Source organism: Streptomyces muensis (assembly GCF_021474425.1).
Taxonomy (GTDB): Bacteria; Actinomycetota; Actinomycetes; order Streptomycetales; family Streptomycetaceae; genus Streptomyces; species Streptomyces muensis.
The window spans coordinates 14,372-32,255 of sequence record NZ_JAKEIP010000030.1 but is presented as its reverse complement, the minus strand read 5'-3'; the positions used below and the strand labels follow the sequence as shown (position 1 = coordinate 32,255).

Here is a 17,884-nt window from a genome sequence, read left to right as displayed (position 1 = left end):
GGGGACGCCGGACCCCCGCCCGCCGTCTCCCTCCCTCTTTTCGGGTTCGCGCACGACCAGGAGGCTGCCCATGTCCGCGTCCCTCGCCCGACCGCGTGTCGGAGTGTGGCTGATCGGAGCCCGCGGCTCCGTCGCCACCACCGTCGTCACGGGATGCGCCGCCATCACCGCGGGACTGCACCCGCCCACCGGCATGGTGACCGAGACCCCGGCGTTCACCGACAGCGCCCTGCCGGCCCTCTCGGGCCTCGTCTTCGGCGGCCACGACACCCTCGACTGCCCCCTGCCCAAACGCGCCGAGACGCTGACCGCCAGCGGCGTCCTCCCACCGGGGATCGCCACCGCCGTCGCCGCCGAACTCGCCGCCACCGACCGGGAGATCAGGCCGGGCGGCCCCACCCCCGGGGACACCAGGACCGAGGCCGAACTGATCACGGCCTTCGCCGACGACATGACCGACTTCATCCGCCGCCACGAGCTGGAGCGGGCCGTCGTCGTGAACGTCGCCTCCACCGAACCCGCCTCCCAGGGCCCCGGCGCCCCGCTTCCCGTCAGCACCTTGTACGCACTGGCGGCCTTGCGCGCGGGCTGCCCCTACGTCAACTTCACCCCCTCCGAGGGCATGCACCACCCCGTCGCCGCCCGCGAGGCCGAGCGCAGCGGCCTGCCGTACGCGGGCCGGGACGGCAAGACCGGCCAGACGCTGCTCCGGGCCGTGCTGGGCCCGATGTTCGCGCAACGGGCACTGACCGTCCGCGCCTGGTCCGGCACGAACCTGCTGGGCGGCGGCGACGGCGCCGCCCTCGCCGACCCGGCCGCCGCCGCGGCCAAGAACGCCGGCAAGGAACGCGTCCTCTCCGACACCCTCGGCACGGTCCCCGAGGGCGAGGTGCACATCGACGAGGTCCCCGCCCTCGGCGACTGGAAGACCGCCTGGGACCACATCGCCTTCGACGGCTTCCTGGGTACCCGCATGATCCTCCAGACCATCTGGCAGGGCTGCGACTCGGCCCTCGCGGCACCCCTGGTACTGGACCTGGCCCGCCTCACCGCCCGCGCCCACGAGGCCGGCCTGACCGGCCCGCTCGGCGAACTCGGCTTCTACTTCAAGGACCCGGTGGGAGCAGGCCCGGCGGCACTGGGAGAGCAGTACGCGGCCCTGACCGGATTCGCCGAACGACTGGCCGCGGCGAACCCCGACGCCCCCGCGCCACGCCCGGGCCCCGACGAGGAGACACGGTGACCCGGCACCGGGCACCCCACACATCGCCCACCGCCGAACGCCACCGGAGCCACCCGACCGCCGTCCCACCCCGACCGTCCGACGCACCTGGGCCGCCCGTCGGCAGCCCGCACGGCACAAGCACCGAGCACGCCACCCCCGCCGCCGAAGCGCCCTCCGCCGGTCCGCTCCACTTCGGCTACGGCACCAACGGCCTCGCCGACCTCCGCCTCGACGACGCCCTGGCCCTGCTCGCCGACCTCGGCTACGCCGGCGTCGGCCTCACGCTCGACCACATGCACCTCGACCCGTACGCCCCCGACCTCGCCGCCCGCACCGCCCGCCTGGCCCGACGGCTCGACGCGCTCGGCCTGGACGTCACCGTGGAGACCGTTCCTCCGCCGCGCCGAGGCCACGGCCACTCGATCCTCCGTACTCGTCCCACTCTCCGGCGATCCCTCCGCCACCCGTGAAGGGAGCACCTCATGACCCATCCCCGCATCACCCCGGCCACCCCGGGCGCGGACACCGAGGGCGCCGTGCGCACCGACACCCCGACAGACCCGAAGCCTCGCCCGACCACCGAGCCTGCGCCTGGCGCCGACAGCCAGGCTCCGGGGATGGCGTCCGGGGTGGATGCCGGCGGCAGAGCGGGGGCCGATGGCGGGGCGGATGCTGACGGCCAGGCCCCGGGGACGGCGCCCGGGGCGGATGCCGATGGCAGGGCGGGCGCCGATGGCCAGGTTCCGGGGACGGCGCCCGGGGCGGATGCCGATGGTCGGGCTGGGGCCGATGGTGGGACGGGTGCTGACGGCCGGGCGGGTGCCGATGGCGGTGCGGGCGCCGATGGCCAGGCTCCAGGGACGGCGTCCGGATCGGATGCCGACGGCCGGGCGGACGCTGATGGTCGGGCGGGTGCCGATGGCGGGGCCGGTGCCAGCAGGCGGGCGGACGCCGACGGCGGGGCGAGGGCCGGCAGTCCGGTGCCGGTGGCGGCAGGGACTCCCGCGCACCGCGAGTGGGCCCGCCCTCAACGACCCGACCCGCAGAGCACGAGCCTCGCCCTCACCCCGCCCGCCGAGCTGCGCCGCCATCTCACGGCCCGGCTCGGCGACGCCGCCCGCGCCTGGCTCCACCGCGCCCTCGACGAGGCCGCCGCCCACCCCGGCACCCACGGCCCCATCTCCGTTTGGGAGCTGCGCATCGCCGAGGCCGGCCGGCGCTGCGGGGCCGAGTACGCCGACGCCGCCCGCGTCCTCATCCTGCACGCGGCCCGCGCCGACGCCGACGCCGTCACCCGCGTCTACTCCCAGGGCACCGCCGCCGAACGCCGCGCCGTCCTGCACGCGCTGCCCCATCTGGTGCCAGGCCCCGACGCCCTCCCGCTCGTCGAGGACGCCCTGCGGACCAACGACACCCACCTCCTCTCCGCCGCCGTCGGCCCCTACGCCGCCCGGTACCTCGACCCCCACCAGTGGCGCCACGCCGTACTGAAGTGCCTGTTCACCGGTGTGCCGGTCGACGCCGTGGCCGAACTGGACCGCCGCGCCCACCAAGACGCCGAACTCGCCCGCATGCTCGGCGACTACGCCGCCGAACGCACCGCCGCGGGCCGCCCCGTCCCCGAAGACCTGCACCGCGTCCTGACCCTGACCGACCCCACAGCCACTCCGCCGGCCCCCGACGGCACCCGCGGCACCGACGGCACCGACGGCAAGGAGTCCTGATGCGCCTGTTCGACCCCCACATCCACATGACGTCCCGCACCACCGACGACTACGAGGCCATGCACGCCGCCGGCATCCACGCCGTCGTCGAACCCTCCTTCTGGCTCGGCCAGCCCCGCACCTCGGTCGCCTCCTTCCTCGACTACTTCGACTCCCTTCTCGGCTGGGAGCCCTTCCGGGCCGCCCAGCACGGCATCGCCCACCACTGCACGCTCGCCCTCAACCCCAAGGAGGCGAACGACCCACGCTGTGTCCCCGTCCTCGACGAACTGCCCCGCTACCTCGTCAAGGACCACGTCGTCGCCGTCGGCGAGATCGGCTACGACTCGATGACCCCCGCCGAGGACACCGCCCTCGCCACCCAGCTCCAGCTGGCCGCAGCCCACGAACTTCCCGCACTCGTCCACACCCCGCACCGCGACAAGCTCGCAGGTCTGCGCCGCACCCTCGATGTCGTCCGGGAGTCCGCACTGCCCCCGGACCACGTCCTGGTCGACCACCTCAACGAGACGACCGTCAAGGAGGCCAAGGACAGCGGCTGCTGGCTCGGCTTCTCCGTCTATCCCGACACCAAGATGGACGAGGAACGGATGGTCGCGATCCTCCGCGAGTACGGGACCGAACAGGTCCTGGTGAACTCGGCCGCCGACTGGGGCAGGAGCGACCCCCTGAAGACCCGCCGGGTCGCCGACCTGATGCTGGCCGAGGGCTTCGACGCGGACGACGTCGATCTCGTGCTGTGGCGCAACCCGGTCACCTTCTACGGGCTCAGCGGCCGCCTCGACCTCGCCATCACGACCCCGGAGGCGACCCACGAGGGCAACTCCATCCTCCGTGGCGCCCCGAAGGACCCTGACGGGCTGCCGGCAGGCACCCCGAGAGAGCGGCACGACCCTGCCGGCGCCCCGGCCACGGGGGCGTGAGCCATGCGCTTCCGCCACCCCGACGGCTCCACCGTCCACCTCGCCTACTGCACCAACGTACACCCGGCCGAGACCCTCGACGGCGTCCTCGCCCAACTCCGTGACCACTGCGAACCCGTCCGCCGACGGCTCGGCCGCGACCGCCTCGGCATCGGACTCTGGCTCGCCAAGGACGCCGCCCGCGCCCTCGTCGCAGACCCGTCCGCCCTGCGCGGTCTGCGCGGCGAACTCGACCGGCGTGGCCTGGAGGTCGTCACCCTCAACGGCTTCCCGTACGAGGGCTTCGGAGCCGAAGAGGTCAAGTACCGCGTCTACAAACCGGACTGGGCCGACCCCGAGCGCCTCGACCACACCACCGCCCTGGCCCGCGTCCTCGCCGCACTCCTCCCCGACGACGTCACCCAGGGCAGCATCTCCACCCTGCCCCTCGCCTGGCGCACCGCCTACGACGAGCATCGCGCCGAGACCGCCCGCACCGCCCTGCTCACCCTCGCCGAACGCCTCGACGCCCTCCAGGAGCTGACCGGCCGCGACATCCGCGTCGGCCTCGAACCCGAACCCGGCTGCACCGTCGAGACCACCGCCGACGCCATCACCCCACTCACCGCGATCGGCGACGACCGCATCGGCGTCTGCGTCGACACCTGTCACCTCGCCACCTCCTTCGAAGATCCGCACACCGCCCTGGACGCACTCGCGAAAGCCCGCGTCCCCGTCGTCAAGTCCCAGCTCTCCGCCGCTCTGCACGCCGAACACCCCCACCTCCCCGAAGTCCGCGAGGCCCTCGCCGCCTTCGACGAACCCCGCTTCCTGCACCAGACCCGCACCGCCACCGCCGCCGGCCTGCGCGGCACCGACGACCTCGGCGAGGCCCTCCAAGGCGACGCCCTGCCCGATGCCTCTCCATGGCGGGCCCACTTCCACGTCCCACTCCACGCGGCCCCCGCCGCACCGCTCACCTCCACACTTCCCGTCCTCAAGACCGCACTGACCCGCCTCGTCGGCGGCCCGCACCCGCTCACCCGCCACCTCGAGGTCGAGACCTACACCTGGCAGGCCCTGCCACCCGAACTGCGGCCCCGAGCCCGCAGCCGGCTCGCCGACGGCATCGCGGCCGAACTCACCCTCGCCCGCGACCTGTTGACGGACCTCGGCCTGAAGGAGCTGCCATGAGCGACCACCCCTCCGACGCAGGCCCGACTCCGCTCCTGGTTCTCGACGTCGTCGGCCTCACCCCCCGTCTCCTCGACCACATGCCCCACCTCAAGCGCCTCGCCCGGTCCGGCTCCCACGCCCCGCTCGGCACCGTCCTGCCCGCGGTCACCTGCGCCGCCCAGTCCACCTTCCTCACCGGCACCCACCCGTCGGAGCACGGCATCGTCGGCAACGGCTGGTACTTCCGTGACCTCGGCGACGTACTGCTGTGGCGCCAGCACAACGGCCTGGTCGCCGGCGACAAGCTCTGGGACGCCGCCCGTCGCGCCCACCCCGGCTACACCGTCGCCAACATCTGCTGGTGGTACGCCATGGGCGCCGACACCGACATCACCGTCACCCCCCGTCCGATCTACTACTCCGACGGCCGCAAGGAACCCGACTGCTACACCCGGCCCCCGGCCCTGCACGACGAACTCACCGAGAAACTCGGCACGTTCCCCCTCTTCCACTTCTGGGGCCCCGGCGCCGACCTCACCTCCAGCCGCTGGATCATCGACGCGACCCGCCACATCGTCCGCACCCGCCGCCCCGACCTGGCCCTGTGCTACCTCCCTCATCTCGACTACGACCTGCAGCGCTTCGGCCCCGACGACCCGCGCTCCCTGAAGGCGGCCGCCGACCTCGACACCGCCATGGCCCCGCTCCTGGACGACGCCCGCTCCGAGGGCCGTACCGTCGTCGCCCTGTCGGAGTACGGCATCACCCGCGTGAGCCGCCCCGTCGACATCAACCGCGCCCTGCGGCGGGCAGGCCTGCTCGAAGTGCACACGCAGGACGGCATGGAGTACCTGGATCCGATGGCGTCACGTGCCTTCGCGGTCGCAGACCATCAGATCGCCCATGTCTACGTACGCCGGCCGGAAGACCTCGACGCGACCCGGGCCGCCCTGGACGGACTGCCCGGCATCGAGCGACTCCTCGACGACGAGGGCAAGAAGGCCCACCATCTCGACCACCCGCGCTCCGGCGAACTCGTCGCCGTCGCGGAGCCGGACGCCTGGTTCACGTACTACTACTGGCTCGACGACGCCCACGCGCCCGACTTCGCGCGACTCGTCGAGATCCATCGCAAACCCGGCTACGACCCGGTCGAACTCTTCATGGACCCCCTCGACCCCTACGTCAAGGTCAAGGCGGCGACCGCGCTCGCCCGCAAGAAACTCGGCATGCGCTACCGCATGGCGGTGGTGCCCCTGGATCCCTCACCTATTCGCGGCAGCCATGGCCGCATACCAGCGAGCGACGACGACGGTCCGCTCCTCATTTGCTCCACCCCCCGCGCTGTCGGCGACCGCGTCGCGGCCACCGATGTGAAGTCGCTTCTGCTTCAACTCGCCGGTCTGGGCTGAGTGGTCAGCCCGCTCAGCTCCGACTGATCACAAGTGAAGCACTCACCACTGACAACGGCCCTCGATCACAGGGAGTTCCAGGCATGAGCCGCTTTTCCCAGACGGATCCCGAACTCACCCACCGCCTCACCAGACGAGGCATGCTCGGCGTCGCCGCGGGCACCACGGCCGCCGCGCTGTTGGGTGCCTCCGCTGCCCCCGCGACCGCGGCCCCGGGCGCCGAGGCCACCACCGACCCGGCTTCCCGCGGCGCCGGCCGCGGCCGCCCCGTCCTGCCGCCCGGCCGCCTCGGCATCCAGCTCTACAGCCTGCGCGACAAGGTCTCCACGCTCGGTTTCGCCCCCGTCTTCGCCGAGCTGGAGAAATACGGCTACGACGAGGTCGAGTTCGCCGGATACACGCAAGGCTCGGCAGGACCCATCACCCTCGCCCAGCTCAAGCGGCTGGCGAGGAACCACGGCCTGAACCCGATCGGCAGCCACGTCGGCTACTACTCCAACGACCCGAACGCCTACACCTTCGCCCAGAACCTCACCAAGGTCCTCGACGACGCCCAGGCCCTCGGTCTGAAGCACATAGGCACCGCCTCCGGCCCGTTCCGCTACGGCTCCACCGTCGACGCCTGGAAGCGTGCCGCCGAGGAGTTCAACACCTACGGCGCCGCGGCGAGGGCGCGCGGCATGAAGTTCTACCAGCACAACCACTCCGAGGAGTTCTCCTTCGCCACCGACAACCCCAAGGTCCGCCTCTACGACGTGCTGCTCGCCGAGACCGACCCCGACCTCGTGTACCTGGAGATGGACATCTTCTGGGCCTACTCGGGCCAGTTCCGCTTCTCGAAGCGGCCCGACGGGTCGGCCGCCCCCTTCGAGCCCCTGGACTACGTACTGAAGCAGCCGCACCGTTACCCGCTCTTCCACGTCAAGGACGGCGTGAGCGACCCGACGAACCAGTACGGCTACGACATGGTCGACGTCGGTGACGGCGACATCGACTACAAGCGGTTCATCTCCGCCGTGACCAGGCTGCGCGGACAGCGGTTCGCCCACCACTGGCAGGCGGAGCACGACAACCCGACCGATTCCCTGACCTTCGCACGCCGTTCGAGCGCGCATCTGCACTCCCTGCGGGAGAAGTGCTGACCGACGTCGAACCGACATGAGGAGGCCCTCCCCGAAGCGGGGGAGGGCCTCCTCATATGTGCGACCTGTCAGTGCGCGGGATGCGGCACCGCCGCGCCGCGCCCCGGCTGACGCAGCAGCAACGCGATGGCCGCCGCCACCAACGACACGCCTCCGGCCAGCGCGTACGCGCCGTCATAGCCCCAGGCCGCGACCACCATGGAGCCGAGTCCGCCACCGAACAGGCCGCTGATCAGCTTGCCGCTGTAGACGAGCCCGTAGTTGGTGGCGTTGTAGTTCTCCCCGAAGTAGTCCGGGGTGAGCGCCGCGAACAGCGGGTAGAACGCGCCGCCGCCGAAACCGGAGAGGAAGGCGAAGAACAGGAACAGCCACTCGTTCCTGAGGTCACCCGCCCAGATCACGCCGAACTGGGCGAGACCCAGCACGACGATCACGAACACCAGCGTCGACTTGCGGCCCCACCGGTCGGAGAGCCAGCCCACCACACCGCGGCCGATGCCGTTGATCACCGCCATCACGCCCATCGACGACGCCGCGACCAGCGGGCCGAAGCCCACCTCCTTGGCGTAGTCGACCTGGAAGGAGATGCCGAAGATCGACACCCCGGCGGTCAGGACCACGGACAGCCACATCAGGGGCAGCATGCCGGTCCTGATGGCCTCCCGGGGCGTGTACTGCTTCACCGCCGGAGGGTTCTTGGCGAGGCTCGCCGCGTTCTTCCGGTCGCCCGTGTGCGTCAGCGGATCGACGTCCGCGGGCCACCAGTTCTTCGGTGGGTCCTTGAAGAAGAACGCGCATCCGACGACGACGACCATGACGTAGCAGCCGATCAGGTCCAGCACCCGGTGGTAGTTCGCGGTGTCGAACCCGTAGTTGAAGATGAAGATGAAGGGCAGTGATCCGTACGCGAACCCGCCGTTGACGAACCCGGTCCGGGCGCCGCGCCGCTCGGGGAACCACTTGCCGACCATGTTGATGCAGGTCGCGTAGACCAGGCCGGCCCCGAGGCCGCCGACGACGCCGAAGCCGAGGATCGCCAGCAGGACGTTGTTCAGATGTGAGAGGGCAAGGAAACCCAGCAGGCACATGCCCGAGCCCAGGTACATGGCCCTGCGGGCCGTCAGGACGCCCTTCTCGCGCAGCCAGCCCGCGGGGAAGGCGATGCCGGCCTGGAAGAACACCCAGACGCTGAGGATCCAGAAGGTGTTGCTCTGCGTCCAGCCGTGCGCGTGGGACAGGGTGTCCTCGGCAGAGCCGTACGCGTATTCGAAGACGCTGATGGCCATCATGGCGATCCACGGGAGATACACCATGATCCTGCGGGAGTGGCCGAGGATGTCGCGGTCGGTCTCGCCGATGCGATAGACGCGCCCGCGCGCGTCGGTCACCTCACGGTAGGGACGATGTGCGGCGTCGGATGATGCGGACGAACTGCTTGCTGCGTACGGATCTGCCGTCATGTCAGGCCATGTCCTCGCCGAGCGGTCGTGGGTTGGGAGCGATGCGCGTTTCCTTGTCACGTCCCGGCGGGCTGAGGAACAGCGCCACGCACCCGGCGAAGAGCGAGATGGAGCCGGCCAGGATGAACGCACCGGAGTGTCCCCAGGCACCGACGACCACGGCACCCATGCCCGCGCCCAGACCGGAGACGAGCTTGGCGCTGTAGACCATGCCGTAGTTGGACGCGTTGTTGTTCTCGCCGAAGTAGTCGGCGGTGAGCGCGGCGAACATCGGGAAGATGGCGCCGCCGCCGAAGCCGGAGATCGAGGAGAAGACCAGGAACAGCGGAAGGTTCTTGGCCTCGGCCGACCAGAGGATGCCGTACTGGGAGAGCCCCAGGATGATGCAGACGACGATCAGGCACCGCTTGCGGCCGTAGAGGTCGGACAGCCAGCCGATGACGCCTCGGCCGGTGCCGTTGACGATCGCCTTCAGGGACATGGCCGTGGCCACGATGCCGCCCGCGAACCCGGCCTCCTCGCCGATGTCCACCTGGAAGGCGATGCCGAAGATGTTCACGCCGGACGTGCACGCGAGACAGAACCACATGAGGGCCACGCGGCCCGTCTTCCAGGCCTCCTTGGGGGAGTACTGGTGCACGGCCGGCGGGTTCATGCGCAGCGAGCGGGCCGCGCGCGGGTCCTTCGGCGGGTTCAGCGGGTCGACCTCGGCCGGCCACCAGTTCTTCGGCGGGTCCCTGAAGAAGAAGCCGGAAGCCCCGACCATCAGGGCGAGGAAGAGACCGACCGACACCAGTACCCAGCGGAAGTTGGTCAGGTCCATGTAGCCGGTGAAGAGGAAGACGAAGGGCACCGAGCCGTAGGCGAAACCGCCGTTGACGAACCCGGTCTTGCCGCCCTTGCGCTCCGGATACCACTTGCCGACCATGTTGACGCAGGTGGCGTACACCATGCCCGCGCCCATGCCGCTGAAGACGCTGAAGCCGATGTAGGCGACGACGACATGCGGTGCGAAGGCCAGCGACAGGTAGCCCAGCAGGGTGCCCGTCGCGCCCAGCATCATCGCGAAACGGGCCGGCAGCTTGCCGGACTCACGCAGCTTGCCGGCCGGGAAGGCCACCGCGGCCTGGAAGAACACCCAGACCGTCATCATCCAGAAGATGTGCGCACTGGCCCAGTGGTGCGCGGTGTGGAGGGTGTCCTCGGCGGACGCGAACGCGTACTCGGCGGAGGAGATGCCCATCATGCCGATCCAGGGCAGGATCACCATCCACTTGCGCTTGCGGCCCATGATGTCGATGTCGGACTCGCCGATGCGGTAGACGCGTCCGTTCTTGTCGGTCACCTCGCGATAGCCGGCGACCCGTGGAACGTCGGTGGTTGTCACGTTGCTTGCACCCCTTGCGTCGAAAGTTCTGGCCAGCGCCCCCTGTCCAATGCCTTTCGTGTGCGCACGGGTCCCGGGGCCGGCCGACGCGCACCGTCGGCCGGCCCGTACCCCCTCTCACCTCATGAACCGCCCCCCAACAACCCCGCCGCCCGCGCCCACCGGTACTTGGCGCCCAGCACGGCCACCGGCTTCTCGGTCGTGTACGGATACGCCACGACCCCCCGCTCGTACAGGTACTGGCAGGCCTCCTCGACCTCGACGTCACCGGCGAGCGACGCCACGACGGGCTTGTCGATGCCGCGCTCACGGAACTCGGCCACCACGCGCGCGGTGAGCTCCGCGAAGACCATCGGGGGAGTGACGATCGTGTGCCAGTAACCCAGGACCAGCGCGTGGATCCGCGGGTCCTCGAGGCCGAGCCGGATCGTCGCCTCGTACGTCGACGGTGGCTCGCCTCCGGTGATGTCCACCGGGTTGCCCGCGGCCCCGAACGGCGGGATGAACTTCCGGAAGGCCTCGTCCAGGTCCGGCGGGATCTCCATCAGGGACAGCCCGTTGTCGGTGACGGCGTCCGACAGCAGCACACCGCTGCCGCCGGCCCCGGTGATGATCACGACGTTGTCGCCCTTGGGCGTGGGAAGCACCGGCAACGCGCGCGCGTACTCCAGCATCTCGTTCAGCCCGGGCGCCCGGATGACACCGGCCTGCTTCAGGATGTCGTCGTACACGGCGTCGTCGCCGGCGAGCGCTCCGGTGTGCGAGCCCGCGGCCTTCGCGCCCGCCGCGGTACGGCCCGCCTTGAGGACGACGACCGGCTTCTTCGGTACGGTCGCCCGCGCGGCCTCGACGAAGGCGCGCCCGTCCTTGAGGTCCTCCAGGTGCATCGCGATGCACTCGGTGTGCGGGTCCTCGCCGAACCAGGTCAGCAGGTCGTCCTCGTCCAGGTCCGACTTGTTGCCGAGGCCGACGATCGCGGACACGCCCGTCTTCGTGGTGCGGGCGAAGCCCAGGATGGCCATGCCGATGCCACCGGACTGCGAGGTCAGCGCCACCCCGCCCTTGACGTCGTACGGCGTGCAGAACGTGGCGCACAGGTCCTGCCACGTCGAGTAGTAGCCGTAGATGTTCGGCCCGAGCAGCCGGACGCCGTGCCGCTCGGCGATCTCCACGATCTCCGCCTGGAGTTCGTGCTCACCGGTCTCGGCGAACCCGGAGGGGATCAGGACGGCGTTGGGGATCTTCTTGCGTCCCACCTCCTCCAGGGCCGAGGCCACGAACTTGGCGGGGATAGCGAAGACCGCCACATCCACCTCACCGGGAACGTCCGTGACACTCTTGTACGCCTTGCGGCCCAGAATGTCATCGGCCTTGGGGTTCACCGGGTGGATGTCCCCGGCGAAACCGCCGTCGATGAGGTTGCGCATGACCGAATTGCCGATCTTGCCCTGTTCGTTCGACGCCCCGATGACGGCCACCGACGACGGCTGCATCAACCGGCGCATGGACGTGAGGATCTCGTCGCGCGAGTAGCGGCGCCGCTGCTTCGCCTGCGCCTCGGAGAGGATCACGCGGATGTCCGCGGCGACCGCCCCCTCGGCCGTGGCGATCACCGGGTTCAGGTCCACCTCGGCGATCTCCGGGAAGTCCGTGACCAGCTGCGACACCCGGCGGATCTGCTCGGCCACCGCCCACCGGTCCACGGCCGCCTGGCCGCGCACCCCGCGCAGGATCTCCGCCGAGCGGATCGAGTCCAGCATGGACAGCGCCTCGTCGGCGTCCACGGGGGCGAGCCGGAAGGTGACGTCCTTGAGGACCTCGACGAGCACCCCGCCGAGCCCGAAGGCCACGACCTTCCCGAACGTCGGGTCGGTGACCGCGCCGACGATGACCTCCTGCCCCCGCGGGAGCAGTTCCTGCACCTGCACGCCCCCGATGCGGGCCTTGGCGTCGTACGCCCGCGCATTGTCGATGATCTTGTGGAACGCGGCCCGTACGTCCGTCGCGCCTTCGACGCCGACGATCACACCACCCGCGTCTGTCTTGTGCAGGATGTCGGGGGAGACGATCTTCATGACGACCGGACCGCCGAAACGCGCCGCGTACGCCACGGCCTCGTCGACGTCGGTCGCCAGCTCCTCGCCCGGTACGGCGATCCCGTACGCGTCGGCGATCACCTTGCCCTCGGGCGCGGTCAGCGCCGTACGGCCTTCGGCCCGCACGGAGTCGAGGAGCGTCCGCACCCTGAGGACGCGGTCTTCGGCCATCACGTCAGATCACTCCGTTCGACTTGAGCAGGCGCAGCTCCTCGTCACCGAGGCCGAGCTCGCCGATGTAGACCTCTTCGTTGTGCTGGCCGAGCAGCGGTGAACTGGACACCTCGACAGGGGAGTCGGACAGCTTGAGCGGACTGCCGACCGTCACGAACTCGCCCCGCTCGGGGTGCGGCACGGTGACGACCATGTCGTTGGCGACCAGCGAGGAGTCCTCGATGATCTCCTTGGTCGACAGGATCGGCCCGCACGGGATGTTGTGCGCGTTGAGCCGCTCCAGCACCTCCCACTTCGGCAGGGTCGACGACCACTCCTCGATCAGCTGGAACATCTTGTTCAGCTTGGGCAGCCGGGCCTCCGGCGTCGCCCACTCGGGGTCGCCCGCGAGTTCGGGCCGGCCGATGAGTTCGCTGAGGGGCTGCCAGCCGACGGGCTGCACGATGACGTACACGTAGTCGTTCGGGCCGCCCGGCGCGCACTTGACCGCCCAGCCGGGCTGACCGCCGCCGGACGCGTTTCCCGAGCGGGGAACTTCCGTGCCGAAGTCGTCGTTCGGATATTCAGCAAGCGGCCCGTGTGCCAGGCGTTGCTGGTCCCTCAGCTTCACCCGGCACAGGTTGAGTACAGCGTGCTGCATGGCCACGTTGACCCGCTGCCCACGCCCGGTGTTCTCGCGCTGGAACAGCGCCGCGAGAATCCCCGCCACGGCGTGTACTCCGGTCCCCGAGTCCCCGATCTGGGCTCCGGTCGCCAGCGGCGGCCCGTCCTCGAAACCGGTGGTCGACATCGACCCGCCCATGGCCTGCGCGACGACCTCGTACGCCTTGAAGTTGGTGTACGGACCGTCCCCGAACCCCTTGATGGAGGCATAGACGATACGCGGATTGATCTCCTGGATGCGGTCCCAGGTGAAGCCCATCCGGTCGACCGCGCCCGGTCCGAAGTTCTCGACCATGACGTCGGAACGCCGGATCAGCTCGGTGAGGATCTCCTTGCCGCGCTCGGTCTTGGTGTTGAGCGTGATGCTCCGCTTGTTGCAGTTGAGCATCGTGAAGTAGAGGGAGTCGACGTCCGGGAGGTCGCGCAACTGCTTGCGCGTGATGTCACCGGTCGGCGCCTCCAGCTTGACGACGTCAGCGCCGAGCCAGGCGAGCAGCTGGGTCGCGGAGGGACCGGACTGGACGTGGGTCATGTCCAGGACGCGGATGCCTTCGAGAGCCTTGGGCGGAGTGCCCGTCGTGCCGGTCATGCAGGCCTCCTCACTTGTACATGGTCTGGTTCATGGTTCCGGGGGCGTACGCGTCCGGGTCGACCCAGACGTTGATCAGCGACGGCTTGCCGGACTCGCGGGCGCGCCGCAGCGCGGGGCCGATGTCGGCGGGGTCACGGACCTCCTCGCCGTAACCGCCCAGCATCTGCGCGAACTTGTCGTAGTGGACGTCGCCGAGGGTGTTGCCGACCCGCTCACGCTCCAGGCCGTACTTCTGGGCCTGGCCGTAACGGATCTGGTTCATCGAGGAGTTGTTGCCGACGATGCCGACGAAGGGGAGGTTGTAGCGGACGAGCGTCTCGAAGTCCCAGCCGGTGAGGGAGAAGGCTCCGTCGCCGAAGAGTGCGACGACCTCCTTGTCGGGCCGCGCCTGCTTGGCCGCGAGCACGAACGGCACCCCGACGCCGAGCGTGCCCAGCGGTCCCGGGTCCATCCAGTGCCCGGGTGACTTGGGCTGCACGACCTGACCGGAGAAGGTGACGATGTCGCCGCCGTCGCCGATGTAGATCGAGTCCTCGGTGAGGAAGTCGTTGATCTCGCTGACCAGCCGGTACGGATGGATCGGCGAGGCGTCCGACTTCAGGTTCGGCAGCCGCTTCTCGATGGCGGTCTGCTCGGCGGCGCGCAGCTCGTCGAGCCACTCCTTGCGCTTGGACGCGCCGCCATTGACGCGACCGGAGGCGGCCTCGGTCACCGACTTCAGCACCAGGCCGGCGTCGCCGACGATCCCGAGGTCGATGTCGCGGTTCTTGCCGACGGTGCGGTAGTCGAGGTCGATCTGCACGACGGTCGCGTCCGGGGAGAGCCGCTTGCCGTAGCCCATGCGGAAGTCGAAGGGCGTGCCGACGATGACGATGACATCGGCGTTGGAGAAGGCGTAGCGGCGGGACAGCTGGAAGTGGTGCGGGTCGCCGGGCGGGAGGGTGCCGCGGCCGGCGCCGTTCATGTAGGCGGGGATGTTGAGGGTGCGCACGAGCTCGATGGCCGCCTCGGTGCCGCGCGTCGTCCACACCTGGCTGCCCAGCAGGATGGCCGGCTTCTCGGCGTGGACCAGCAGGTCGGCGAGCTTCTCGATGGCCTCGGGGTCGCCGGCCGAGCGGGTGGAGGCACGGTAGGCCCCCTCCTTCGGCACACGCGCCTTGCTCACCGGCACCTTGGCGTCGAGGACGTCGCGTGGGATCTCCAGGAAGGAGGGCCCGGGCGCTCCGTGGTAGCACTCGCGGAACGCCATGGACACCATGTCCGCCGCGCGCGCCGTGTCCGGCACGGCCGCCGCGAACTTGGTGATCGGCGTCATCATGTCGACGTGCGGCAGGTCCTGGAGGGACCCCATCTTGTGCTGGGTGAGGGCGCCCTGGCCGCCGATGAGCAGCATCGGGGACTCGGCGCGGAAGGCGTTGGCCACGCCGGTGACGGCGTCGGTGGTGCCGGGACCCGCGGTGACGACCGCGCAGCCGGGCTTGCCGGTGATGCGTGCGTAACCGTCGGCGGCGTGTGCGGCGACCTGCTCGTGACGGACGTCGACGACCTCGATGCCCTCGTCGACGCAGCCGTCGTAGATGTCGATGATGTGGCCGCCGCACAGGGTGTAGATGCGGTCGACCCCCTCGGCCTTCAGCGCCTTGGCAACGAGATGACCACCGGAAATGACGTCCTGGGTGTCGTCGGGCATGGCGAAGTCCTGTCCCTTCGTAGGGGGGGGTGGAACGGCTCTCGCGGTACATTGCATACAGTCGACGAATACTGTATGAACCTTGTTATCCCGCATCCGGTGGGTGGTGTCCAGGGGGCGTGCGGCACTTTTGAGTCAGGAGCCGGAATGGACCTGTACGAACACCAGGCAAGGGAACTCTTCGAGGAACACGGCATCTTGGTGCCGCGGGCAGAGGTGACGGACTCACCCAAGGAAGCCCGCGAGATCGCACGTCGGCTCGGCGGCAGGGTCGTGGTCAAGGCGCAGGTGAAGACCGGTGGCCGCGGCAAGGCGGGCGGCGTGAAGCTCGCCGCGGACCCCGCTGCCGCCGAGATCACGGCACGCCAGATCCTCGGCATGGACATCAAGGGCCACACCGTCGGCAAGGTGATGCTGGCCCAACCGGTCGACATCGAGGCCGAGTTCTACGCGTCCTATGTGCTCGACCGCGCGGCGGGCGGCTTCCTCGCCATCGCCTCCGCCGAGGGCGGCATGGAGATCGAGGAGGTGGCAGCCACCAGGCCCGAGGCCGTGGCCCGTATCCCCATCGACCCCGCCGCGGGCGTCACCTCGGCGAAGGCGGGTGAGATCGCCGAGGCGGCCGGGCTGCCGCCGCAGACCGTCGACGTCCTCGTACGACTCTGGGAGGTACTGGTCCGCGAGGACGCCCTCCTCGTCGAGGTGAACCCGCTCGTGCGCACCGCGCAGGGACAGATCCTCGCCCTCGACGGCAAGGTCACCCTCGACGACAACGCCCGCTTCCGGCAGGCACGTTGGGGCGCCGACGCAGTGGAGCACGATGACGCGCTGGAGGCGACGGCCGCCGCCAAGGGCCTCAACTACGTCAAGCTCGACGGCGAGGTCGGCATCATCGGCAACGGCGCCGGCCTCGTCATGTCGACTCTCGACGTCGTCGCCGGCTGCGGCGCCCGCCCCGCCAACTTCCTCGACATCGGCGGCGGCGCGTCGGCGCAGATCATGGCCGACGGGCTGTCCGTCATCCTCTCCGACCCGGCCGTGAAGTCGGTCTTCGTCAACGTCTTCGGCGGGATCACCGCTTGCGACGCGGTCGCCGACGGCATCGTGCGGGCCCTGGACAGCATCCAGTTGACCAAGCCCCTCGTCGTACGCCTCGACGGCAACAACGCCGCCCGGGGCCGCGCCATCCTCGACGAGCGAGCCCACCCGCTGGTCCAGCAGGCCACCACCATGGACGGCGCCGCGCAGCGCGCCGCCCACCTCGCCGCCGCCACAGCCTGAGGAGACATGACGACATGGCGATCTATCTCACCAAGGAGAGCAAGGTCCTCGTCCAGGGCATGACCGGCGGCGAGGGCATGAAGCACACCCGGCGCATGCTCGCCGCAGGCACGAACGTCGTCGGCGGCGTCAACCCGCGCAAGGCGGGCCGCACCGTCGACTTCGACGACCGCGCCGTCCCCGTCTACGGTTCGGTCGCCGACGGCATCCGCGCCACCGGCGCCGACGTGACCGTCGTCTTCGTCCCGCCGGCCTTCGCCAAGGCGGCCGTCGTGGAGGCCGCCGACGCCGGCATCGGACTCGCCGTCGTGATCACGGAGGGCATCCCGGTCCACGACTCCGTCGCCTTCACCACGTACGCGAAGTCCAAGGGCACCCGCATCATCGGCCCCAACTGCCCCGGCCTGATCACCCCGGGCCAGTCCAACGCGGGCATCATCCCGGCCGACATCACCAAGCCCGGCCGGATCGGTCTGGTCTCCAAGTCCGGCACGCTCACCTACCAACTGATGTACGAACTCCGCGACATCGGCTTCTCGACCTGCGTCGGCATCGGTGGCGACCCGGTCGTCGGCACGACCCACATCGACTGCCTGGCCGCCTTCCAGGACGACCCGGACACCGAGCTGATCGTCCTCATCGGGGAGATCGGCGGGGACGCGGAAGAGCGCGCGGCCGCGTACGTCCGGGACCACGTCACCAAGCCGGTCGTCGGCTACATCGCCGGGTTCACCGCGCCGGAGGGCAAGACGATGGGGCACGCGGGCGCGATCGTGTCCGGTTCGTCGGGCACGGCGTCCGCGAAGAAGGAGGCCCTGGAGGCGGTGGGCGTACAGGTCGGACGGACGCCGACCGAGACCGCCCGCCTCGTGCTGGACCGTCTCGGCGTCGACGCCTGACGTCACCCATAGGTGACGCGAGGCCACTCAGGCGGCCCGTGACTCGTCAGCGTCCGCCGCA

Annotated in this window: 13 protein-coding genes and 1 pseudogene; 9 read left to right on the top strand and 5 right to left on the bottom strand. The window is 70.3% G+C overall.

Annotated elements, in window-relative coordinates; translation table 11 throughout:
• The first annotated feature begins 70 nt into the window (after positions 1–70).
• The 7 genes and pseudogenes from L0P92_RS11175 to L0P92_RS11140 all read left to right on the top strand — a co-directional run bounded on the left by L0P92_RS11175 (position 71) and on the right by L0P92_RS11140 (position 7,581).
• Positions 71–1,243: an inositol-3-phosphate synthase gene (locus L0P92_RS11175; RefSeq protein WP_234762393.1), complete on the top strand. Its 1,173-nt coding sequence runs from the start codon at positions 71–73 to the stop codon at positions 1,241–1,243.
• Positions 1,240–1,665: pseudogene (locus tag L0P92_RS45445) on the top strand (sugar phosphate isomerase/epimerase); the annotation flags it as partial. The gene L0P92_RS11175 and the pseudogene L0P92_RS45445, both read left to right, overlap by 4 nt.
• A gap of 546 nt (positions 1,666–2,211) precedes the next feature.
• Positions 2,212–2,949: an EboA domain-containing protein gene (locus L0P92_RS11160; protein ID WP_234762392.1), complete on the top strand. Its 738-nt coding sequence runs from the start codon at positions 2,212–2,214 to the stop codon at positions 2,947–2,949.
• Complete coding sequence (locus L0P92_RS11155; protein WP_234762391.1) at positions 2,949–3,872, top strand: TatD family hydrolase; 924 nt, start codon at positions 2,949–2,951, stop codon at positions 3,870–3,872. The genes L0P92_RS11160 and L0P92_RS11155 overlap by 1 nt, the downstream gene beginning before the upstream one ends.
• Positions 3,873–3,875: 3 nt before the next feature.
• A complete protein-coding gene (eboE, locus tag L0P92_RS11150) occupies positions 3,876–5,045 on the top strand; it encodes a metabolite traffic protein EboE (RefSeq protein WP_234762390.1) in 1,170 nt (389 codons plus the stop codon).
• Positions 5,042–6,439, top strand: coding sequence for an alkaline phosphatase family protein (locus tag L0P92_RS11145; RefSeq protein WP_234762389.1), 1,398 nt, complete (start codon positions 5,042–5,044; stop codon positions 6,437–6,439). The genes eboE and L0P92_RS11145 overlap by 4 nt, the downstream gene beginning before the upstream one ends.
• A gap of 83 nt (positions 6,440–6,522) precedes the next feature.
• A complete protein-coding gene (locus L0P92_RS11140) occupies positions 6,523–7,581 on the top strand; it encodes a sugar phosphate isomerase/epimerase family protein (RefSeq protein ID WP_234762388.1) in 1,059 nt (352 codons plus the stop codon).
• 68 nt (positions 7,582–7,649) lie between these two features.
• Here L0P92_RS11140 and L0P92_RS11135 read toward each other — a convergent pair whose 3' ends face one another.
• From L0P92_RS11135 to L0P92_RS11115, 5 genes are all read right to left on the bottom strand, one after another.
• Positions 7,650–9,041, bottom strand: a complete 1,392-nt coding sequence (locus L0P92_RS11135; protein WP_234762387.1) for an OFA family MFS transporter — start codon at positions 9,039–9,041, stop codon at positions 7,650–7,652.
• Between the two features lies 1 nt (position 9,042).
• Entirely contained in the window at positions 9,043–10,428 is a 1,386-nt protein-coding gene (locus L0P92_RS11130; protein WP_234762386.1) for an OFA family MFS transporter, read from the bottom strand.
• Positions 10,429–10,550: 122 nt separating this feature from the next.
• A complete protein-coding gene (locus L0P92_RS11125) occupies positions 10,551–12,695 on the bottom strand; it encodes an acetate--CoA ligase family protein (RefSeq protein ID WP_234762385.1) in 2,145 nt (714 codons plus the stop codon).
• A gap of 4 nt (positions 12,696–12,699) precedes the next feature.
• Positions 12,700–13,950 (bottom strand): formyl-CoA transferase, encoded by a 1,251-nt coding sequence (gene frc, locus L0P92_RS11120; protein ID WP_234762384.1) that lies wholly within the window; start codon positions 13,948–13,950, stop codon positions 12,700–12,702.
• A 10-nt stretch (positions 13,951–13,960) separates the two neighbouring features.
• A complete protein-coding gene (locus L0P92_RS11115; protein ID WP_234762383.1) occupies positions 13,961–15,643 on the bottom strand; it encodes a thiamine pyrophosphate-binding protein in 1,683 nt (560 codons plus the stop codon).
• Between the two features lie 147 nt (positions 15,644–15,790).
• Here L0P92_RS11115 and sucC point away from each other — a divergent pair, with 147 nt between their 5' ends.
• Together sucC and sucD are read left to right on the top strand one after the other, a co-directional pair.
• Positions 15,791–16,924: an ADP-forming succinate--CoA ligase subunit beta gene (sucC, locus tag L0P92_RS11110; RefSeq protein ID WP_234762382.1), complete on the top strand. Its 1,134-nt coding sequence runs from the start codon at positions 15,791–15,793 to the stop codon at positions 16,922–16,924.
• Positions 16,925–16,938: 14 nt separating this feature from the next.
• Complete coding sequence (sucD, locus tag L0P92_RS11105; RefSeq protein WP_234762381.1) at positions 16,939–17,823, top strand: succinate--CoA ligase subunit alpha; 885 nt, start codon at positions 16,939–16,941, stop codon at positions 17,821–17,823.
• Positions 17,824–17,884: the final 61 nt, after the last annotated feature.